Annotated in this window: 15 protein-coding genes and 1 pseudogene; 6 read left to right on the forward strand and 10 right to left on the reverse strand. The window is 69.0% G+C overall.

What is annotated here, in order from left to right; all coding sequences use genetic code 11:
* Nucleotides 1-17: 17 nt before the first annotated feature.
* Together ASG91_RS14750 and glnA are read right to left on the reverse strand one after the other, a co-directional pair.
* On the reverse strand, nucleotides 18-3,047 hold the full coding sequence (locus ASG91_RS14750) for a bifunctional [glutamine synthetase] adenylyltransferase/[glutamine synthetase]-adenylyl-L-tyrosine phosphorylase (protein ID WP_056923403.1): 3,030 nt from the start codon (nucleotides 3,045-3,047) through the stop codon (nucleotides 18-20).
* A gap of 75 nt (nucleotides 3,048-3,122) precedes the next feature.
* Nucleotides 3,123-4,460, reverse strand: coding sequence for a type I glutamate--ammonia ligase (glnA, locus tag ASG91_RS14755; protein ID WP_056923404.1), 1,338 nt, complete (start codon nucleotides 4,458-4,460; stop codon nucleotides 3,123-3,125).
* 284 nt (nucleotides 4,461-4,744) lie between these two features.
* Here glnA and ASG91_RS14760 point away from each other — a divergent pair, with 284 nt between their 5' ends.
* Nucleotides 4,745-5,014 carry a hypothetical protein gene (locus ASG91_RS14760; RefSeq protein ID WP_056923405.1) on the forward strand — a complete coding sequence of 90 codons (270 nt, stop codon included), beginning with the start codon at nucleotides 4,745-4,747 and terminating at the stop codon, nucleotides 5,012-5,014.
* Nucleotides 5,015-5,326: 312 nt separating this feature from the next.
* On the opposite strand, the gene ASG91_RS14765 is transcribed toward ASG91_RS14760, so the two are convergent.
* Nucleotides 5,327-5,797, reverse strand: coding sequence for a cupin domain-containing protein (locus ASG91_RS14765; RefSeq protein WP_082594215.1), 471 nt, complete (start codon nucleotides 5,795-5,797; stop codon nucleotides 5,327-5,329).
* 53 nt (nucleotides 5,798-5,850) lie between these two features.
* Between ASG91_RS14765 and ASG91_RS14770 the strand changes: the two genes are divergently transcribed.
* Both ASG91_RS14770 and ASG91_RS20725 read left to right on the forward strand, forming a co-directional pair.
* Complete coding sequence (locus tag ASG91_RS14770; protein WP_056923407.1) at nucleotides 5,851-6,456, forward strand: TetR/AcrR family transcriptional regulator; 606 nt, start codon at nucleotides 5,851-5,853, stop codon at nucleotides 6,454-6,456.
* A 173-nt stretch (nucleotides 6,457-6,629) separates the two neighbouring features.
* On the forward strand, nucleotides 6,630-7,160 hold the full coding sequence (locus ASG91_RS20725) for a hypothetical protein (RefSeq protein ID WP_157606370.1): 531 nt from the start codon (nucleotides 6,630-6,632) through the stop codon (nucleotides 7,158-7,160).
* Between the two features lie 66 nt (nucleotides 7,161-7,226).
* Here the strand turns inward: ASG91_RS20725 and ASG91_RS14775 are convergent, their stop codons facing one another.
* On the reverse strand, nucleotides 7,227-7,712 hold the full coding sequence (locus ASG91_RS14775; protein WP_157606371.1) for a hypothetical protein: 486 nt from the start codon (nucleotides 7,710-7,712) through the stop codon (nucleotides 7,227-7,229).
* Nucleotides 7,713-9,468: 1,756 nt separating this feature from the next.
* Between ASG91_RS14775 and ASG91_RS14785 the strand changes: the two genes are divergently transcribed.
* Entirely contained in the window at nucleotides 9,469-9,789 is a 321-nt protein-coding gene (locus ASG91_RS14785) for a hypothetical protein (protein ID WP_056923410.1), read from the forward strand.
* Nucleotides 9,790-9,841: 52 nt separating this feature from the next.
* On the opposite strand, the gene ASG91_RS14790 is transcribed toward ASG91_RS14785, so the two are convergent.
* The 3 genes and pseudogenes from ASG91_RS14790 to ASG91_RS21260 all read right to left on the reverse strand — a co-directional run.
* Entirely contained in the window at nucleotides 9,842-10,162 is a 321-nt protein-coding gene (locus tag ASG91_RS14790; protein WP_056923411.1) for a hypothetical protein, read from the reverse strand.
* A gap of 113 nt (nucleotides 10,163-10,275) precedes the next feature.
* Nucleotides 10,276-10,608 carry a hypothetical protein gene (locus ASG91_RS20730; RefSeq protein WP_157606372.1) on the reverse strand — a complete coding sequence of 111 codons (333 nt, stop codon included), beginning with the start codon at nucleotides 10,606-10,608 and terminating at the stop codon, nucleotides 10,276-10,278.
* 68 nt (nucleotides 10,609-10,676) lie between these two features.
* Nucleotides 10,677-10,871: pseudogene (locus tag ASG91_RS21260) on the reverse strand (HNH endonuclease); the annotation flags it as partial.
* Nucleotides 10,872-12,703: 1,832 nt separating this feature from the next.
* Here ASG91_RS21260 and ASG91_RS14805 point away from each other — a divergent pair.
* Complete coding sequence (locus ASG91_RS14805; protein ID WP_157606373.1) at nucleotides 12,704-13,213, forward strand: hypothetical protein; 510 nt, start codon at nucleotides 12,704-12,706, stop codon at nucleotides 13,211-13,213.
* Between the two features lie 7 nt (nucleotides 13,214-13,220).
* On the opposite strand, the gene ASG91_RS14810 is transcribed toward ASG91_RS14805, so the two are convergent.
* Nucleotides 13,221-14,771, reverse strand: a complete 1,551-nt coding sequence (locus ASG91_RS14810) for an NAD(P)/FAD-dependent oxidoreductase (protein ID WP_056923415.1) — start codon at nucleotides 14,769-14,771, stop codon at nucleotides 13,221-13,223.
* A 355-nt stretch (nucleotides 14,772-15,126) separates the two neighbouring features.
* Here ASG91_RS14810 and ASG91_RS14815 point away from each other — a divergent pair, with 355 nt between their 5' ends.
* A complete protein-coding gene (locus ASG91_RS14815) occupies nucleotides 15,127-17,475 on the forward strand; it encodes an immune inhibitor A domain-containing protein (RefSeq protein WP_056923416.1) in 2,349 nt (782 codons plus the stop codon).
* 74 nt (nucleotides 17,476-17,549) lie between these two features.
* On the opposite strand, the gene ASG91_RS14820 is transcribed toward ASG91_RS14815, so the two are convergent.
* Both ASG91_RS14820 and ASG91_RS14825 read right to left on the reverse strand, forming a co-directional pair.
* The gene (locus ASG91_RS14820) at nucleotides 17,550-17,933 is read right to left on the reverse strand and encodes a hypothetical protein (RefSeq protein WP_056923417.1); all 384 of its coding nucleotides are present in this window, start codon (nucleotides 17,931-17,933) and stop codon (nucleotides 17,550-17,552) included.
* Between the two features lie 218 nt (nucleotides 17,934-18,151).
* Complete coding sequence (locus ASG91_RS14825; protein WP_056923418.1) at nucleotides 18,152-20,464, reverse strand: immune inhibitor A domain-containing protein; 2,313 nt, start codon at nucleotides 20,462-20,464, stop codon at nucleotides 18,152-18,154.
* Nucleotides 20,465-20,468: the final 4 nt, after the last annotated feature.

Below are 20,468 nucleotides of genomic sequence, written 5' to 3' on the forward strand. Positions count from 1 at the left end.
CGCCCGACCGTACCTTCCTAGGCGGAGCCGTAGAAGTTGAGCTCCATCACGGTCCGCGCATGGCGGGCTGCGCGCCGGTAGTTCTCCGCGAGGTCTGCCCCGCTCCCGGGCTCTCCCCCGAGGATCCGACTCACCCCGTCGGCCACCCGCAGGTCCGACGGCACACTGTCCACCGGCCGGCCCCGGTACAGCACCGAGGCGTTGCGCAGGCGCGACGCGAACGACCACGCGTCGCGCAGCGCCGAAGCCTGGTCGGCCTCGATCAGCCCGGCCTCCTCCGCAGCGTCCAGCGCCGGAAGGGTGCTCGTGGTCCGGAGGGCCGGGACCGCGTGGGCGTGTCGCATCTGGATGAGCTGCACGGTCCACTCGACGTCGGACAGCCCACCGCGCCCGAGCTTGAAGTGGCTCTTGGGGTCGGCGCCCCGGGGCAGCCGCTCCGCCTCCATGCGTGCCTTGAGGGTCCTGATCTCCCTGACCTGCGGCCCGGTGAGCCCCTCGCGGGGCCAGCGCAGCGGGTCGATCAGCTCGACGAAGCGCTCTCCCAGCTCGAGGTCACCGGCCAGCGGGGTGGCGCGCAGCAGCGCCTGCGACTCCCAGGTGAGCGACCAGCGACCGTAGTAGGCGCGATAGCTGGGCAGGCTGCGGACGAGGGGTCCGTTCTTCCCCTCGGGTCGCAGGTCGGCGTCCAGACCCAGCTGCGGGTCGGGACCGGCCGAGGAGAGGAGGCGACGCAGCTCCTGCACGGTCTCGAGGGCCTGCTCCTGCGCGGCTGCGTCGTTCGCGCCCTCGTGGGGGTCGTGCACGAACAGGACGTCCGCATCGGAGCCGTAGGCCATCTCGCCGCCCCCGAGCCGGCCCATGCCGACCACGAGGATGTCGGTGACGAGCGGGCCGTGCTTGGACTCGACGGTCTGGATCGCGACCTGCAGGGCGGTCTCGACGAGGGCGGCCGTCAGGTCGGTGAGGGCAGTCCCGACACCGTCCAGGTCGAGGCTGCCGGACAGGTCGGCCACCGCGATGCGGAAGAGCTCCTGCCGCCGGATGCTGCGCGCGGCCCGCACCGCCTTGTCGGGGTCGGACTGCCGCCCGGCCGCGGCCCGCATCCGGCGGATGAGGTCCTCGCGGGAGATCGGGGTGAGGCCGCCGGCGTCGCCGAGGATGGCAACCGACTCCGGTGCGCCGACGAGGAGGTCCGCGGCATACCGGCTGCGCGCGAGGGTGTGGGCGAGCCGCTCCGCGGCCGACCCTTCGTCGCGCAGCAGGCGCAGGTACCAGTGCGTCGAGCCGAGCTCCTCGCTCACCTTGCGGAACGCCAGCAGTCCCCCGTCGGGGTCGGCCTCGTCGGCGAACCAGCCCAGCATCACCGGGAGCAGGGTGCGCTGGATCGCCGCGCGGCGGCTCACCCCCGCGGTCAGCACCTCGAGGTGGCGCATGGCGCCCGCGGGATCGCGGAAGCCGAGGGCGGCGAGCCGCTCCCGGGCGGCCTCGGGAGCCAGCCGGGCGTCGCTCGAGCTGAGCCGGGCCACGGCGGCCAGGAGCGGTCGGTAGAAGAGTCGCTCGTGGATCCGCCTGACCTCGCGGGCCTGCTGCTGCCACTGCGCGACGACCGCCTTGGCGGCGTCGGAGCGGTGGCCGAGCGCCCGTCCGAGGCGGCGCAGGTCGCTGTCGGCGGTCGGCATGAGGTGGGTGCGCCGGAGGCGGAACAGCTGGATCCGGTGCTCCAGGGTCCGCAACAACCGGTACGAGGCGTCGAGGGTGGCCGCGTCCTCGCGCCCCACGTAGCCGCCGCGGGCGAGGGCGTCGAGCGCCTCCAACGTGGTGCCCGAGCGGAGCGAGTCGTCGGACCGACCGTGCACGAGCTGGAGGAGCTGGACGCTGAACTCGACGTCGCGCAGCCCACCGGGCCCCAGCTTGAGCTGACGGGCGGCCTCCCCCGACGGCACGTGCTGCTCGACGCGGCGGCGCATGGCCTGGACGTCCTCGACGAAGTTGTCGCGCGACGCCGCGCGCCAGACCAGCGGGTTGACGGCCGCGATGTAGGCCGCGCCGAGCTCGCGGTCACCGGCCACCGGGCGGGCCTTGAGCAGCGCCTGGAACTCCCAGGTCTTGGCCCAGCGCTCGTAGTAGGTGCGGTGGCTGTCGATGGTCCGCACCAGGGGGCCGTTCTTGCCCTCCGGGCGCAGGGCCGCGTCGACCGGCCACAGGGTGCCCTGACCCGTGCTGGTCGAGCAGGCCCGCATCAGGTGGGTCGCCAGGCCGGTCGCGGCGGCGATGGCGCTGGCCTCGTCGACGCCCTCGCGGGGCTCGGCCACGAAGATGACGTCGACGTCGCTGACGTAGTTGAGCTCGCGGCCGCCGGTCTTGCCCATCCCGATCACGGCGAAGTCGCACAGTTCGGCCTGCTCCCCCACCTCGGTGCGGGCGATGACCAGCGCCGCCTCCAGCGCCGCCTCGGCGAGGTCGGCCAGCGCGGCGGCCGCCTCGGGCAGGGCCCGCTCGGGCTCCCCCGACGTCAGGTCGAGGGCCGCGATCGCGAGCAGCTGCCGTCGATAGCCGATCCGCAGCGCGTCGTATGCCGTGTGCGCACCGGGTGCGCTCACCGCGGCGACGAGCTCCTCGACGCGTTCGGTCGGCGTCAGTGGCCGGGCTTGGGCGACGCTGCTCCAGTGCTCGGGGTGGGCCACGAGGTGGTCGCCGAGGGCGGTCGAGGCGCCCAGCACCGCCAGGAGCCGGTCGCGCGCGGGTCCGCGGTGGCGCAGGGCCGCGACCAGACCGGACACCTGGGCGCCGACGCCGGACTCGTCGTCGCGGCGACGGGGTGCGGAGGCACGCAGCGACTCCATCAGCCGGACCAGGCTGAGGAGCGCGAGGTCGGGGTCGGCGACGACGCCGAGGGCGTCGGGCAGGCCGTCGCTGAAGAGGTCGTCGAGCGGGTCGACCAGACCGGCGAGGGCAGGGTCCCCGAGCAGCTGGACGGCGCGCGGCGGGTCGGCGAACCCGAGGCGGGCCAAGGTGGCCGTCTGCGAGACAAGGCGGCCTGAGGTCACCGGGTCAGCCTAGTTGCTGGTCGGCATGGCATTCGGGCCGGTGGCACTCGGGCCGGTGGCTGCGGTGTCCGGGCGTCAGAGCCCGGGCAGGTAGCGCTCGAGCTCGAACCGGGTGATCTCGCCGCGGTAGTCGTCCCACTCGGCTCGCTTGTTGCGCAGGAAGAAGTCGAAGACGTGCTCGCCCAGGGTGTCGGCGACGAGCTCGCTCTTCTCCATGACGCGGATGGCCTCGTAGAGCGACGTGGGCAGCGGTTCGATGCCCATCGCCTGGCGCTCGGAGGAGGTCAGGCCCCAGACGTCGTCCTCGGTCTCGGCGGGCAGGTCGTAGTCCTCCTCGATGCCCTTGAGCCCGGCCGACAGCATCAGCGCGAAGGCGAGGTAGGGGTTGCAGGCCGCGTCGAGGGTGCGGACCTCCACCCGGCTGCTCTGGCCCTTGGCCGGCTTGTACATCGGGACCCGCACCATCGCCGATCGGTTGTTGTGGCCCCAGGTCAGGTGGGCCGGTGCCTCACCGCCACCCCAGAGCCGCTTGTAGGAGTTGACCCACTGGTTGGTCACGGCGGTGATCTCCGCCCCGTGCCGCAGGAGACCGGCGATGAACTGCCGACCGACCTTGCTCAGCTGGTAGGGCGCGCCCGCCTCGTAGAAGGCGTTGCTGTCGCCGTCGAACAGCGACATGTGGGTGTGCATGCCGGAGCCGGGGTGCTCCGCGAACGGCTTGGGCATGAAGGAGGCGAAGATGCCCTGCTCGAGGGCCACCTCCTTGATGACGGTGCGGAAGGTCATGATGTTGTCGGCCGTGGACAGCGCGTCGGCGTAGCGCAGGTCGATCTCGTTCTGGCCGGGGCCGCCCTCGTGGTGGCTGAACTCGACGGAGATCCCCATCGACTCGAGCATGGTGATCGCCGCGCGCCGGAAGTCGTGGCCGGTGCCGTGCGGGACGTGGTCGAAGTAGCCCGCCTGGTCGACCGGCTCGGGGTTGTCGCCCGGCTTGAACCCGGCCTTGAGCAGGTAGAACTCGATCTCGGGGTGGGTGTAGAAGGTGAAGCCCAGGTCGCTGGCCCGGCTCAGCGCCCGCTGCAGCACGTGCCGCGGGTCGGCGTGGCTCGGTGAACCGTCGGGCAGGGTGATGTCGCAGAACATCCGCGCGGTCCCCGGGTTCTCACCGCGCCACGGGAGCACCTGGAACGTCGCCGGGTCGGGCTTGGCCAGCATGTCCGCCTCGTAGACGCGGGCGAAGCCCTCGATGGCCGAGCCGTCGAAGCCGATGCCCTCGGCGAAGGCCCCCTCGAGCTCGGCGGGGGCGACGGCGACGGACTTGAGGGTCCCGAGCACATCGGTGAACCACAACCGCACGAAGCGGATGTCGCGCTCCTCGATGGTGCGAAGGACGAACTCCTGCTGACGATCCATGTGTCGGATCTTGCCCTAGTTGTGTTTCCCCGGCGTTACGTGCCACGCGGGTTGGCTGCGTCGATGACGGTATGCCGCGGGCCTCGGTTCTGCCGGCACCCGCGCTGACAGCGACGTGAGCGGGCGAGACGACGCCCAGGCGGGAGAAGGCCCATCGAGGACGAACCGTTCATCCGCGACTCGACGCAGTCCGCTGCGGCCCACCCGGAGCCCTGCTACCGTCCGAGCATCGCCCCGGACTCCGGCGGGTCCTGCACCGACCCCGCCCGTGAAAGGTCCCCCCGATGACCGCACCTGTCGACACCGCGCCGACGGTCCCGCTCGACCTCACCACCGTCGCCTTCACCGTGCCCCCGCTGCTCGACCTCGACCTCATGGCTGCCATCGCCGAGGACGCCGGACGCGCCGCCGCCTCCGGGTCCGAGGCATCCCCGTTCGACGCGTCACCCGCCATGCGCACCGTGTGCATAACCCCCGACGGTGGGCGCATGGTCACCGCCGCCCGCCTCTACCGGGCCGCATACCGCGGCGCCCTCGACCCTGGAATGGACTGACCCCGCCATGACCTCGACCATGACCTCGACCTCGACCGCCTCACGCCTCCGAGGCCAGGCAAGGGCGGCGGCGAGGCCCGGTCGAGACGGCTCCCTCAGGACGGCCTGCGCCTCGGTGATCGATTGCTGCGCCTGACGCGCCAGCACTGACCCTCGCCAAGCAGGTGGCTGGACTGGTTCTCGCGCTTCGACTACGTCAGGACGAGCGCTTGTCAGCGCATGCGATCGTCCCCTGCGCGGGATGAGCGGACGCTATGCCGCCACGCGAACTGCGGCGAATCGGAGCGTCCTCTCTTGAGAAGCGTCCTCCCTTTAGAACGGTGGGGGGCCGACGATCTGGATGCCTCCGTTCTCCTGAGCGCTCTGCGCGATGCGGGCCATGTCCACGATGCACGCCGATCCTTCGAAGGGCTCGCTGGCGCCGCGGTAGAAGGGTTCGCACTCGCATGTTGGCTGGATGCCGAGCACCTTGGCCGTTGCGCTCTTGACGATGAAGGCGTGGGGTACGCCCGCGGGCACCATGACGAAGTCGCCGGCGCCGAGCTGATGTTCGTCGTCGTCGATGCGGTACTGGATGTGCCCGTCGAGCACCCACATGGACTCCGAGATGGGGTGGGTGTGGATCGGGGTCCACTTGCCCTCGACCATGTCTACCTCGATCAGATGGATGTCCGCGTTGGCACTGCCGAGCTTCCAGGTCATGACGCCACCGCCGAAGAACCATCGCTTCTCGCCCTCGCCGGCCCGTCGGATCACCGGCACGAGCGTCGTCATTTCAGTCATCTGACACTCCGATCATTCATGAGACTTGAGTCTCGTAACGAGATTGGCATATCATGAACGCCGTGTCAACGGACTACCTCGAGTCGGGTCGCACGCGGCAGAAGCAACGGACCCGCGACCAACTGATCGCTGCGGCGCGCGAGCTGATCACCGCGGGCGACACGCCCCGCGTCGAGGAGGTCGCCGAGGCTGCCGGGATCTCTCGCCCCACCGCATACCGCTACTTCGCGTCACAGGCCGAACTTCTCGCCGCGGCATTCCCGGAGACCGCAGCCGCGTCGGTCCTTCCCGACCCGCCGCCGGCAGCCCTGGACGAACGCGTGGCCGTCGTTGCCGGGTTCGTCATCGGCCGCGTGCAGGAGACTGAGCCGCAGCAGCGTGCGATGCTGCGCCTCTCGCTGGGCGAGGTGCCGCACGAGCTGCCGCTGCGCCAGGGCCGCGCCATTCCGTGGTTCGTGGAGGCGCTCGCGCCCATCGCGGAGTCGATCGGCGAAGAAGGCGTCCACCGGCTTGCGTTGGCACTCCGCGCCGCATGTGGCATCGAGACCCGCGTCTGGCTGAGCGACGTCGCCGGACTCGCGCCCGCAGAAGTCGGCACCCTCCAGCAATGGATGGTCGACGCCCTCGTGAAGCAGGCCCTCGAAACACCGCCGACATGACAGACCCGTGCACTGATCTCGGCACGTGCGGATCGCGGCAGATGAGGGCGTTGGGCGACGGGCGGTTGTCCGAGGACGTTGAACGGGCACGTGGCGGGCGCCGTACAGGTCACAAGAAGTGTGCCGGCCGACGAAGGCCCCACCGTGGCAAGTACCTTCTCCTGGATGGGGAGGTGGAGAACGTGACCGCTGCGAGCTGGTTTCCGGGGGATGAAGGCCGAACCCACGATGAGGCCCGATTTCTCGCGCGTCTGCGCGAACTGGCACCAGGCTGGGCGGTCGCCGGACTGGGTCCTGAGAGGACCTGGTGTCTCACAGCGTTGGTCCCGCTTCTTGTGGTGGTGGATTGTCCGTTGCTGGCTGGCGAGGTCGGACTGACGTCACTCCATGTTGGCTACTGGCCGCCAACACCACACGGACTTCGATTGCAGGGTGAGTGGGGCGACAACCACCTGTTGGACAACGGCGGCGACGACACCGACCTAGAGATTCAGGGCATCTCCGGAGAGCCCGAGTCTTTCGCCGACACCGCTGGAATCTGGCTGGCAACTCAGCTTCTCCGCCCGATGGAACGGATGGAGTGGGTACGCGGCGAGCGAGTCGTCGCAGCCAAAATCAGGCTGATCGGCGGTCAAACCCTTGTCCGCCGAGGGTCGTGGCTTCGGACTCGACGTGAGCCCGACCGAACGACTCGCTTGAACTGACGCCGACCAACGGGAGCCGCGAGCATCCGCTCATCCGCACGAGCGGACCGCGGCATAAGAGTGCAATCAGGAGTCGAGCGCTGTCGCGCCTCCGTGGGTGAAGTAGTTCAGCTCGTTCTTTGCGGCTGCCTTGAGGTCTGGATCAAGCCGTCCCCATTCGCCGTTCCACTCGTCGTCGAGACCGATCCAGAGTCCGAGGTCGAACCCGGGGTAGGTCTCGCCCAGCCGGGCCAGGGTAGAGACGGCCCAGCGGGTGTCGTCGGTGTGTCGCCAAGTTGAGGTGACCCAATCGACTGCGATGTCCCGCAAGTTTGTTGAATCCGAAGGGATGATCACGCCAGCTTCGGAGACCGAGTCGCCGATGAGAGTGTCCAGCATTGCGGGATCGTGCGGGTCGTTGCCCGCGAGTAGTCGGACGGAGTCACCGTCCTCAACGTCAGCAGCCAGCCATCTGGCCGCAAGATCCGGTAGATCATCCGTGCGCACAAACCCGAGCCGGTAGAGGACGAACGTCTCCCTTAGATCGGGCAGCACCCTTCCGTCAGATTGCACTCAGGCAGGATGACAGAAGCCGTCTCCGGATTGCACTCAATTCGGCACAAGCGGATCGCGGCATGAGCGGACGCCTGGAACGGCCTACTTACGTCGTTTCAGCAGAATCTCGTAGACGCTCTGGTCCGGATCAGGCTCATCACCTAGCGGCGGCGTCGGTGGGGTAACCGCGAACGCCTCCCAGCCGTGCGTGCCCAACTCTCGCAGTGCTCCTTCGCGCCCGCTTTAATACTCAGCGGCATCCAGGCGTCGACTTGGACGCTCGTATACTCCCGGCCCGCATCCACGCCCGCAGCGTAGCCGGGAACGCGCTGTCATCGGCATGATCGACCATCCGCTCCGCGGCAGATGAGCGGACGTTGCGCGGGACGTAGCGTTGGTGGCTGCAGGCGATAGAACATGCAGCACCAGGCCATTGTTGCCGCCTACTTCGACGCCGCTCTTGTTGCGAGCTCGAGACATGCTGCCGGCGCCCTGCTCTGCACAACCTCGTCGGCGGAGGGAATCGAGCGGGTGGAGGTACCTGATGCCGTGGCGGACGCGATTAGGTCCTGGGCCAAGGCACTGACACTCGCGGCAAACTCCGGATGGTGGGGGTATGCCGTTGTGGCCGCGTCTGAACCGTCCCCGATGGCGTCCATGGCTAAGCCGTTTTCTCGCGCCCCAGCGAGAAAGCTCATGTGACCAACGATCTGCTCGCAAGCACCAGCCGTGGCCTCCGCATCGTTGAGCCTTGCCTCCATCTGTTGTGACAAGAGTTCGGCGCCGACGGCATCGGTCATCACGCCCGAAGGCAGGGAAGCAATGGATGAAGGCCCCTCCGGTGCAGCACTACTAGCTGAACACCCCCCGACGAACAACGCCACTGCGACCGCCAAGCCCCGCGGCGCCAAACTCTTCAATTGAGCCCCCTGCGTGGGTCAGTTGCCGTCTGTGCCCGCACAATCTAGCCGTACGTCCCCCGACAAGCTGGCGTTTCAGAGTCAGAGGATGGATTCCGCATCAGCAGGACCCGGATCGGGTCTGCCTGAGCTACGCGCAGTAGTTGACTGCGTGCGCCGAAAATTGCGTCTGTTGGACGCTCATCGGCACACGTGCGCACTGCGGCATGAGCGGGCGCTGCGGGCCGCCTAGTTGGGGCGCTGAGATCGGACGTCGCCGGTCCCTGGCTTGCCATCGACGGCGGGGCCACTCGTAGGTCGCAGCCTTTGCTCGATGACCTTCAGCACCACGCTGATCAGGGCGTACAGAAGAACCGCGGCCACGAGCGCGTACAGCACCTGACTCCACATGCGCCGAGTGTCTCAGGAGGAACAGACCCCGGGTCCCTGAATCGCGCACTTTGCGGCATGAGCGGACGTTTCCGCTACCGTTCCTTCATCCCGACAACAGGCTCCCAGGGGAGCCCGAGGCGAAGAGCCGAAGCGGCAGGAGTAAAGGGCGGCAGGCGGGAGGCCCGCTCGTCGAGGTCAGCGACCGCTGGCCCGGACGACTTCGAGGTTGACCTCGACGCACTTGGTGTCAGCGATGGCTTGCGGGCCCACGTTGTTCGTTGGGGCAGGGCGTTCGTAGATCTCTTGGGGGGCTGGCCCGATTCGGGCGGCTTCGCAACAGCAGAGGAAGCCCAGGCATTCGTGGCAGACGGTGAGCGGCTGGTCACGCGCCTTCAGGACGAACTTGGTCCGACGTACCACGTCGAGTACATGCCTGAGCCGATACGACCCCCAGGGGTGAAACTGCGAGCTCGGCGCACCTGGTGGCGCACCAGGTAGCGCGCCCGCTCATCGGCACGACCGCGCTGATCGCGGCAGATGAGTGCGCTTCGTTGGGCATGATGGCGGGCATGGTCGATACGGATGTGGCGATCTCGCTAACCGCTGACGAAGCATTGATCCTGTTCGACCTCCTTCATCGCTGGGAGGACGAGGAGCGAGTGGCAGCGCCGCGGAACGAGGCTGAGCAGATTGCCCTCTGGAACCTGTCGGCCCTCCTGGAGCGAGAACTGCGGGAGCCCTTCGACCCTCGGTATGCCGACCGAGTCGCAGAAGCAACGCGTCGGCTGACGCCGAGCGAGTGACGTCGTCTCACTGACAGTTGCGAATCGACCTGTCAGCGGCATGAGCGGATGGTTAGCCGCGTTCGCGTCCCGGCAGTGGAGCCCCCTTGAGGAACGCTTCGTAGGCGTCTCGGGCGTCGTCGTCGATCGTGGGTTTGATGGCGCTGTACCGGGTGTCTCCCCGGTCGCGGTGTGGCCCGGAGATCCAGTACTCCTCCTCGGTCTCGATGTCGTAGAAGTTGGCGTCAAACATGCCTGTCCCGCGATGAAGGGTCTTCCCGTGCCAGCGTGCCGTCTTCCACGAGCGGTTGAACGACACGACGCTGATCCACGCAGGCCCCTTGTCGGTGTTGTGGCCCGTCTTCAGCTGGACAAACATCACGCGGTCGGGCATGCACAAAGCATTCCCTGCCTACGGACGCCGCGCAGCCGGTTTCCCGCAGCGCGGCAAGAGAGGGCGTTTCGGACCTCGTTGAGCCCCAGCCCAGGCAACGGGCACACCGCGCCCTACGACGGGGGAAGCATTGTCTGCGCCCACTCCAGCTTGTCGGCCTCGTCGTCACCTGGCGGGTCGACAAGGCAGAGCGCGGCCCGGACCGTTCGATCACCGATGCCATCGATCGTGGTCGAGTCGCCGTTCTTCTCCTCTAGGTACGACCACAGCTCGACCTTCGCCTCGCTCAGAATAGGAAGCTGAAGTCCGTTTCCTTGCCACATCTTCATGACCGCTTCGATCGTCGGTTGGACTGTCGCAGGTACCGCACCGCGATCTTCAATCAGCTTGGCAATGCGCCGCATCACCTCGCGGAACGACGACGGTGTGGCAGTTGGCAGGTTCACACGGGGAGCCTGCCGCGGATCGTCCAGAACACTCGCTCATCGGCATGAGAGGACGATGAGGTAAGTGGTCAGGCGGCCTGGTGGCCGTGGCGGTCCATCGGGTGGGTGGTGTGGGTGCGGCCGTCGGGGGCGGTCCAGGTGCAGATCCCGCGCTCGTCCATGGAGACCTGCCAGCCGGCGTGGTGTTTGAACCCGTGGTGGGTCGCGCACAGGGTCTGCAGGTTGGTGACGGTGGTCGGCCCGTCGGGATGTCGGACCACGTGNGACCTGCCAGCCGGCGTGGTGTTTGAACCCGTGGTGGGTCGCGCACAGGGTCTGCAGGTTGGTGACGGTGGTCGGCCCGTCGGGATGTCGGACCACGTGGTCGAGCTGGCAGCGTCGGGCGGCGGTGGCGCAGCCGGGGAACCGGCAGGTGCCGTCGCGGGACCGGACCGCCCGGGCGGTCCTGGCGCCGGGGCGGTAGGTGGTCGGGTCCTGCCAGCGGGTCGCGCCGGTGACCGAGTCGCTGCGGGCCAGGCGGATGGTGACGTCCGGGTCGTNGGTCCTGGCGCCGGGGCGGTAGGTGGTCGGGTCCTGCCAGCGGGTCGCGCCGGTGACCGAGTCGCTGCGGGCCAGGCGGATGGTGACGTCCGGGTCGTTGAGCAGGTCGACCACGTCCGAGGGGAGCAGCGACCCGAGCAGCGGCACCTCGGTGTGGGAGGACACGAACCACACGGTGCCGTCGTGGTCGTGCAGCACCCCGTCGTCGAGCTCTTCACAGCCGCCGAGATCGGTGGGCTCGTCGCCCGGCTCGGGGGACCACGGGTCGGTGGGCTCGTCGAGGCACTCGGCCGACACGCCGAGGTCGGGACGGGCGGCGTGGTGGCCGTTGCCCTGCTCCGTGTCGTGGTGGTGGTCGCCGTCCGGGCCTTGGTTGGTGATCGGGGCGACGAGCTCGATGGTGGTGCTGATCGTGGCGTTGACGGCGATCAGGTCGGCCAGCGCATCGGCCCGCAGCGCGCCGATCCGCTGCCCGGGGTTGGCGCGGGCGTATTCACCCGCTAGCCCATCGACGGCACCCCAGACCTGCAGGGCCATGGGCGTCGGTAGGTCGGCCACCAGCCGGGTCATGCCGGTGCACTCCCCCGGGCGGACCCGCACGTCGCTGCGGCCCCGGGCCAGCGCGGCGTGCCGGTCGGCGTCGTCGGGCGCGCACCGGTCCGCCGCGCGGCGGGCCCGGCGGCGCAGCGCCGCACACGACACCTCGGTGATCCCGCCCTCCAGCACCCGGGCCTCGAACTCGTGCAACCGCTCCGGCGGCGCGGCCGCGGACTCCGCAACGACCGCGTCGACCCGGTAGGGCTCGAGGTCACCCGCCCAGGCCAGGGCCTGCACCTGCGGCAGCGCGCACACCACCCGGCGGGCCTGGTCGATCCGGGTCGACATGGTCCGCGGCGACACGTGCAGCAACGCCGCGAGCGACCCCGCCGCGACCGCGTGCCCGGACAACCGCTGCCGCCGCGGGCCGGCCGCGACCACGTCGGCCGCGTCGAGCTCGGCCCGCTCGTCGCACCGCCGGGCCACGGTCTCCATCGCCGACCGCTGCCGCGCGGTCACCGCACTCACTACCCGCTGCGACGCCAGGGCCAGCGCCTCCGCCTGCTCGACCGGCAGGTCCGCGATCTCGTCGTCAGTCAGGGCCAAGAGCGCACCAGCGAGGACGGCCGGGTCGGCCCCCTGCACGTCCTGCACGCTCTCGAACATATGTTCGATCCTATACGGCGGCACCGACAGCCCGAGGCGCTGACCGGAAGCGGTCTGTGGACAACGAACGGACTGCCGCCAGAAGACGACATCGGGGAAAACGGTTGGGACCAAAGGAGATTGCGCTCCTCAACACAACGGCTCACGACGACGCCGACCGCGCCCCAGCGAGACAACCCCCGAGGCATCCCAGCCCCCGCGCACGATCAACCGGGCCAACCGAATGGCCCCGGCCAACCGAACGGCCCCGGCCAACCGAATGCCCCGGCCAACCGAATGCCCCGGCCAACCGAATGCCCCGGATCTGCCGGATCGCCCGTCTGCGGCCCTGCTCGGCACCTAGCCTTGCCAGGTGCCGAGCGTCCAGGTGTCCGAGTCGACCTTCCGCGTCGTCCCGCTTCCGCCGGTGTGCGTCAAGACCGGGACCCCGACCGCCGACGTGCTGACCATCAAGGGAAGCGCGGCGCCCACCTGGTCCTGGTTCATGATCATCTTCGGGTTCTTCCCGTGGCTGGTCGCGAGCATGGCCAGCTCGAAGAGCTATGAGATCCAGGTCCCCATGCAGGCCGCCGTGTGGCGTCGCCATCGCCGCGTCCGCCGTGCCGCTGTCGTCCTCTTCGTCGTAGGGGTGACCTTCGCCATCGTGGCCACCATCCAGGGACGCCCCAACTCGGGCATCCTGCTCATGCCGGCGTTCATCGGTGCGGCGGTTTACGCCGCGAACGAGTGGTTCAACACCATCGGTGTGCAGCTGTCACGAGAGGGTGGACTCATGCTCACGCGGGTCCACCCGGGGTTCCTGCGGGCACTGCTCGAGTCACTGCGTGGCAGCCAGGCAGGCGGCCGGGTCCCCGGGGCCTGACGACTGCTCAGCCCTTCAGCACCGACATCGCGGCGTTGTGGCCCGGGATGCCGCTGACTCCCCCACCACGGCGGGCGCCGGCACCGGCGATGCGGACCGTCGGGTACACCGTCTCCACGCCCCAGCTGCCGACCTCGGACGCACTCTCGGCCCACGGCCACTGCAGCGACCGGTGGAAGATGTTGCCGCCCGGGAGGCCGAGGTCCGCCTCGAGCTCGACCGGCGTCCGCGCCTCCAGGCAGTAGGCCCCGTCGGCATCGCGGAGTAGGACGTCCTGGATGGGCTCGGCGAGCACCGAGTTGAGCGACTCGAGCGTCCGGGCGAGCGCGAGGTCCTTGGCCGCGTCGTGCTCCTCGCTGGTGCCGCGGAACAGCCGGGCCGGAAGGTGCAGCCCGAACAACGTGAGCGTCTGGGCATCCGTCGCCGCCAGCGAAGGGCCGAGGATCGACCGGTCCGACAGGCTGTGGCAGTAGATCTCGCACGGCGGCAGCTGCGGCACGCGCCCCGCGTCAGCGGCGGCATACGCCTCGTCGAGCTGCGCCCAGCCCTCGTTGATGTGGAACGTGCCGGCGAACGCGGCGGCGGGGTCGACGGACTCGTCACGCAACCGCGGGAGGCGCGAGAGCAGCATGTTGACCTTGAGCTGCGCGCCCTCGGGCGCTTCCTCGGTGGGCACCGGGTCGGCGCCGGCCGCCGCGAGCAACGAGTTGAGGACCGCGGGCGCGCACGCCGCGTGGATCGTGGTCGCCCGCGCCGAACCGCCGTCGAAGTGCACCTCGCCGTCCGGGTCGACCGCCAGCACGCGGGTGGAGGTGCGGATCTCGGCGCCGGCCGCGACAGCGGCGCGGGCCAGCCCGTCGGTGACCGCGCCCATGCCGCCGACGGGGACGTCCCAGTCACCCGTGCCGCCACCGATGAGGTGGTAGAGGAAGCAGACGTTCTGGCGCAGGTCGGCGCCACCCATCCGCGCGAAGGTGCCGATGAGGGCGTCGGTGGCGACGATGCCGCGCACCGTGTCGTCGGAGAACTCGTCCTCGAGCACCTGGGCCAGCGGCCGGCGCACCAAGGCGTCCCACAGGTCGTCGTCGCCGACGAGGGAGGCCACCTCCGCCTCGGTGCGCAGCGGCTCGAGCACGGTTGGGAAGACCCGCTCGGCCAGCTGCTGGACGCGCCCGTAGAACTGCTGCCACGCGGCATACTCCCGCGGGCTGCCGGTGAGCTGCGCGAAGCCGGCCGCGGTCGCCTCGGTGTCCCCGTGGTCGACGAGCAGCCCCCGACTGGGCTGCGACGGGACGGGGGTGAACGACGAGAACCGTCGCCGGATCAGCCGGACGTCGAGATCGAGGTCGCTGATGACCTGCTGCGGCAGCAGTGAGACGAGGTACGAGTAGCGCGACAGCCGCGCGTCCACTCCCGGGAACGCCCGGGCCGACACGGCGGCGCCGCCGACGTGGTCGGCCGCCTCCAGCACCAGCACGCGCCTGCCTGCACGGGCGAGGTATGCCGCGGCGGTGAGCCCGTTGTGCCCCGCACCGATGACGACGTCGTCGTAGTCCACCGGGCGAGCCTACGGGCCGGCGTGGTCGGCCTGCACGCCACCCTGCGTCGGCGGCGGATGCACGCCGCGAGCGCCATGACATCTGTCACCAGGGCCCGCGGAGCGGCCCCAGCCGCCGCACGGCGACACGGTGGTCGGGAGCGTGAGATCACGAATGGATAACAAACCGGTTGTGGGGTGATCACATTTCGGACAGGCAGGTCTTCACTGTGAAAGTCCGGGCCACCCCGCGTTCTTGAGGAGCGTCGCGACCGGGCACCAGGAGGAGTTCCCACCGATAGAAGGCAGGGTCCACGTGACACACACGGTCCACTCAGGAAGGCGCAGGGCTTACAGCCTGGTCGCCATTGGCAGCATGGTGCTCGCCGGCTTCGTCGCCAGCACCGGCTCTGCCGCAGCCGTTCCACCCACGGACAAGGCTGGCGGAAAGATCAAGCACGGCAGCGACAACCTGCGCACGCCGTTGGCGATCAAGCAGGATGCCCTGCGACAGACCGCCCTCCAGCGCAAGCTCAAGGGCGACAAGGCGATGCAGGGATCGGTCGCCAAGCTCGGCAAGGGTCAGTACGTCGAGCTCACCAACGAGGGCACCGACAAGATCTTCGTCGTCATCGCCGAGTTCGGAAACCAGCAGTTCCCGAACCCGATCTTCCAGGGCCCGCCGCCGGACGGCAGCACCACGGACGTGACCGGCCCGCTGCACAACGAGATCCCCGAGCCGGATCGCAGCGTCGACAACTCCACCCTGTGGCAGGCGAACTACGACCAGGCCCACTACCAGGACATGTACTTCAACCGGATGAAGAAGTACTACGAGACGCAGTCCTCGGGCCGCTACTCCGTCGACGGCACCGTCACCGAGTGGGTGAAGGTCCCGTTCAACGAGGCCCTCTACGGCCGGGACTACTGCGGCGACATCGTCTGCAACACCAGCAAGGCGCTGGTCCGCGACGCGCTCGCCGTGTGGGTGAAGGCGCAGCTGGACAGTGGCCAGACGATGGCGCAGATCCAGGACTACCTGAAGACCTTCGACCACCAGGACCGCTACGACATCGACGGTGACGGCAACTTCGCCGAGCCCGACGGGGTGATCGACCACTTCCAGATCGTCCACGCCGGTGGCGACCAGGCCGCCGGTGACCCGAACCAGGGTTCTGACGCGATCTGGAGCCACCGCTCCGGGGCCAACATCCAGGCTGGCGGCCCGCTCGGTGTCGGTGTCAACGTCGGCTCCAACGGCGGCATCGTGTCCAGCGCGCTGGTCCCCAACAACCCGACGGGCGTGTGGGTCTACGACTACACGATCCAGCCCGAGAACGGTGGCCTCGGCGTGTTCGCGCACGAGTTCGGCCACGACCTCGGCCTGCCGGACCTGTACGACACCTCGGGCAACACCGGTGGCGCCGAGAACAACACCGCGTTCTGGAGCCTGATGTCCTCGGGCGCCAACATCGGTGACGGCAGCCCCGACGGCATCGGCGACGCCCCGACCGACCTCGGCAACTGGGAGAAGTTCCAGCTCGGCTGGCTGAGTGCCCAGGGCACCAAGGGCCCGTTCTACGAGGTGGCCCATGCCGGGGTGAAGTCGACCCACAAGCTCGGCCCGAACACCCCGGCGTCCAAGTCACCGCAAGCGGTCTTCGTGGTGCTGCCGGACAAGAAGCGGGTCGACGACGTGGGTGTGCCCGCGTCCGGGACGCAGTTCTTCTACAGCGGACAGGGCAACGACTTCACGCACACCATGACCAAGACGACCGGGATCACCGCCGGGTCGCTCACGGCCAAGGTCCGCTACAGCACCGAGGACGACTTCGACTACGCCTTCCTCGAGGCCTCGAGCAACGGTGGCACCTCGTGGACGCCAGTGCTGACCAACCGGTCCAGCACCACCGACCCGAACAGCAACAACCCGTCGCACACCGGGATCACCGGCACGTCGACCGGTTTCGCCACGGGTGCCTATGTCGACCTGACGGCCACCCTGCCGGCCGGCACCAACGCCCTGCGGTGGCGCTACACCACGGACCCCGCGGTCATCGGCTACGGCATCGCCGTGGACGACGTCGCCATCAACGGGACCACCGTGGGCAACGCCGAGACCGACGAGGGCTGGGTCCTCGACGGCTTCATCCGCACCACCGGAAAGGCCGAGAGCTTCCACTTCAACGCCTACGTGCTGGAGAACCGCCAGTACGACGGCTACGACGCGTCGCTCAAGACGGCCTACAACTTCGGGTTCCTCAACACCAAGCCCGACTGGGTGGAGACCTACCGGTACCAGAACGGGATGCTCATCAACTACTGGGATGAGTCGTTCGGCGACAACAACGTCGGCGAGCACCCGGGCGGTGGACTGATCCTGCCGGTGGATGCCCACCCGCAGTTCAGCCACTGGCCGGACGGCACGCTGATGCGCCCGCGGATCGCGGCGTACGACTCGACCTTCGGGCTCGAGCGCACCGACGCGATCACGCTGCACAACAACAGCGTCGCCGGGACGATCGCCTCCAAGCCGGCGGTGCCGAGGTTCGACGACACCAAGACCTGGTGGTTCAACGCCGACGAGCACGCCGCCACCGGCGCGCACGCCGGTCGCTACCAGCCCGGCTGGTACGGCGTGGACGTCCCCGAGACAGGCACGACCGTCACGGTCAACGGCGTCGCCAGCGGTGGTCACCTCAACATCACGGTGGCCCCCAAGTAGGTCTGCTGGTCCGCCAGCACCACGAAGGGCCCCGTCAGCCAGCCGGCTGACGGGGCCCTTCCCCGTGGCCGGGGCTAGCGCGGTGTGTGGTCGTCGACCGGTCCGTGCTCGCGGCCGGCGTCGACCCCGGCCGCGACGGGACCGTCCGTGGTCGGGTCGTCGGACGCTGCCGCCGTGGCCGCGCCGGTCCCCTGGTCGGCCGGTGGGACGTCGTCGTCGGCATCGGTCAGCTCGGGGATCTCGGGGTCGATCTCCTCGTAGCGCCGATGCAGCTCGGAGGCGTCCGGCTCCAGGCCGATCTCCTCCAGCTCGGACGCCACGGCGGCGACCACGGCCTCGGGGCCCTGGCCAGCCGCCTTCGCCTCGCCGCGCAGCTGGGCCGCCACGACCTCGTGCCGTTGTTCCTCGGTCAGCTCGTCCTCCGAGCCGCTCTGCACCACCTCGAAGCTGTCTGCCATCAGTCAGTCCTCCTGGGTTTGTCGAACTGGGTTTGTCGAACTGGGTTTGTCGAGCTGGGTGTAGTCGAGCTCTGTCGTGTCGCCGCAGGTCGGCGACCTCCTTCGAGTTTGTCCCCGCGCGGCGGATCGCACCAGTGGAGCGACGAAGCAGGGCCCCGGGATCGTGGATCCCGGGGCCCTGCCGTGTCGTGCGCACTGACCTCGGTCAGCGCGTCAGGTCACTTGAAGCTGACCTGGACCTGCAGCTGGTTGCCGCCGTCCTCCGACTTGTTGACCTTCATGACCGTGCCGGAGCCAGCAACCTTGACCGAGGACCAGGGGTTGGCTGCGGACCAGTACTTGTTCGGGTCGCTGTCGTCGAAGACCGGGATGGCCGGCTGCGACGGGACGTTCAGCGCGGTGCCGTTGCGGTGGAAGGTCACCGCGTCGGTCCGCTCGAGACCGAACGTGGCGTCCCACGGCTGACGCCGGTTGCCCAGCTTCACGCCGTCGGCGAACGTCAACGGGGCGGGACGTGCGTCCACTGGCAGCGACTGGCCGCCACCGGGGTGACCCGAGGTGTTGTTGTCGGTGAACTCACCGTCGACGTACCAGACCAGCAGGCCGTTCTGGTACGGGAACCGCTCCACCCAGTCGGGCTTGGTGTTGGCCCAGCCGAAGTTGTACGGGCCGGTCTTGAGGGTGTTGTCGTACCCGGTGTAGGTGCGGTTCTCAGCCAGGTAGTAGTGGCTGACGACCTCGGACGTGGAACCGGTCATGCGGGTGAACCCGTCGGCCGTCCAGCCGTTGGTGCCGCCCTCGACGTCGTCGGTGACGGTGGTGCCGCCGACGGTGATGGCCAGGTCGTCGAGGAACGGGCCCTCGAAGTGCAGACCGCCGTCGGTGGCGTAGCGGAAGCGGAACTGGACGCTCTTGCCGGCGTACGGCGTGAGGTCCCACGACTTCTGCGCCCACGGGGTGAGGCCGGCGTTGTCGGACGGACCGGAGATCGGCGCTGCCGCGTCCTTCCAGGTCGCGCCACCGTCGGTGCTCACCTCGGCGTACAGGTAGTCGTAGTCCTGCTCGATGTTGTACTGCAGCCAGGCCGAGACCGAACCGGTGGTCGCGTTGGTGAGGTCCACCGTGCGGGTGAGGGTGTTGTTGAGGCTGTCGTTCGCCCCGCCCCACCACTCGTAGGAGCCACCGTGCGGGGTGTTGTAGTCGGTCTTGACCGTCTTGTCCGGCAGCGTGACCGCGAGCGCCTGGTAGGACGCCGTGCCCTTGGGCTGGTCGGCCGGGTTGAGCTTGACCGTCATGTCCGTGCCGTAGGGCACGGTCTTGTAGTCGAGCCAGCCGAGCTGCAGCTTCTCGAGCGGGCCCATGTAGCCCGGCGTGGTGCCGATCGAGTCGGTGCCGTGGTTGAGCCACGAGCCACCGGACATCAGCGTCCAGAAGCCGGTGCCGTTGTCGCCACCCGCGGTGTCGTAGTAGTCCGGCAGACCGAGGTCGTGGCCGAACTCGTGGGTGAAGACACCGAGGCCACCGTTCTCGGGCTCGGTGGTGTAGTCACCGATCCAGATGCCGGAGTTGCCCAGCGGCACACCGCCGAGCTTCGCGCCCTCCGGGCCGGTCTTGCCGGCGTCGGTGGAGTAGGCGTACCAGCGGTGCGACCAGATGGCGTTGGTGCCCTGGGCACCACCGCCGGCCTCCTCGCCCTCACCGGCGTGGATGGCCTGGAAGTGGTCGATGTAACCGTCGGGCTCGTTGAAGTTGCCGTCCTGGTCCGCGTCGTAGCGGTCGACCTTGTCGAACTGCTTGAGGTACGTCGTGATCTCGGCGTCGCTCTTGCCGGCCGCCTTCTGGGCGTTGTACCAAGCGGTCGCGGTGTCCTTGACGTAGTTCCAGTAGCCGTCGGCGTTGTTGTTCTTGCCGTAGCGGGCCTCGTTGAAGGGCACGGTCACCCAGTCGGAGACGTCACCCTTGGCCACGAAACGACCGTTCGACTGCTTGAGGTAGAAGTCCTTGAACGACTCACCGTCGCCGAACATCATGTCCTCGTAGTGGGCGCGGTTGAAGTCCGCGGTCCAGTACGTCGAGTTGTCGTCCGTCGCGTTGCCGTCCCAGACGCGGTCGGGCGCCGGGATGTTGTTGTGCACCGGGCCGGGCGTGGCGTCGAAGCCGGTCTTGGTCTGGGTGCCGAAGTCGGTGAGGACGGTGAAGATGTCCTCCTCGCGCTCGACCGGGTAGGACACGAAACGGTCCCTCGCCTCCTTGCTCCCCTTCGGAGCCTTGGCGTTGCCCGCGAGCTTGATGACCCGCTGGCCCCCACGCATCTCGGTGGTGGCTTCGCCCTTGACGAGCTTGTCGACGGCCTCCTTGCGGAGGGCGCGAGCAGCGTCGCCCAGGGGGTTCGGCAGGTCGTGCTCCCGGTTGGCAGCCTTGGGCTCCGAGTCCTTCGGCGCGGGGGTCGCCTGCGCCGGAGCGGAAACGAGGCTCAGGGTGACGGCGGCGATGGCCGCACCCGAGAGAGCGCTCAGATGACGTCTCTTCACAAAT

It is taken from the genome of Phycicoccus sp. Soil802, from assembly GCF_001429605.1.
In the GTDB taxonomy this organism is placed as follows: Bacteria; Actinomycetota; Actinomycetes; order Actinomycetales; family Dermatophilaceae; genus Pedococcus.

What these genes read in the sequence shown, in the direction of transcription:
- ASG91_RS14815 (WP_056923416.1), top strand. Translation starts at nt 15,127, where the DNA reads ATGGTGCTCGCCGGCTTCGTCGCCAGCACCGGCTCTGCCGCAGCCGTT.
- ASG91_RS14790 (WP_056923411.1), bottom strand. Translation starts at nt 10,162, where the DNA reads ATGCCCGACCGCGTGATGTTTGTCCAGCTGAAGACGGGCCACAACACC.
- glnA (WP_056923404.1), bottom strand. Translation starts at nt 4,460, where the DNA reads ATGGATCGTCAGCAGGAGTTCGTCCTTCGCACCATCGAGGAGCGCGAC.
- ASG91_RS14765 (WP_082594215.1), bottom strand. Translation starts at nt 5,797, where the DNA reads ATGACTGAAATGACGACGCTCGTGCCGGTGATCCGACGGGCCGGCGAG.
- ASG91_RS14820 (WP_056923417.1), bottom strand. Translation starts at nt 17,933, where the DNA reads ATGGCAGACAGCTTCGAGGTGGTGCAGAGCGGCTCGGAGGACGAGCTG.
- ASG91_RS14770 (WP_056923407.1), top strand. Translation starts at nt 5,851, where the DNA reads ATGAACGCCGTGTCAACGGACTACCTCGAGTCGGGTCGCACGCGGCAG.
- ASG91_RS14760 (WP_056923405.1), top strand. Translation starts at nt 4,745, where the DNA reads ATGACCGCACCTGTCGACACCGCGCCGACGGTCCCGCTCGACCTCACC.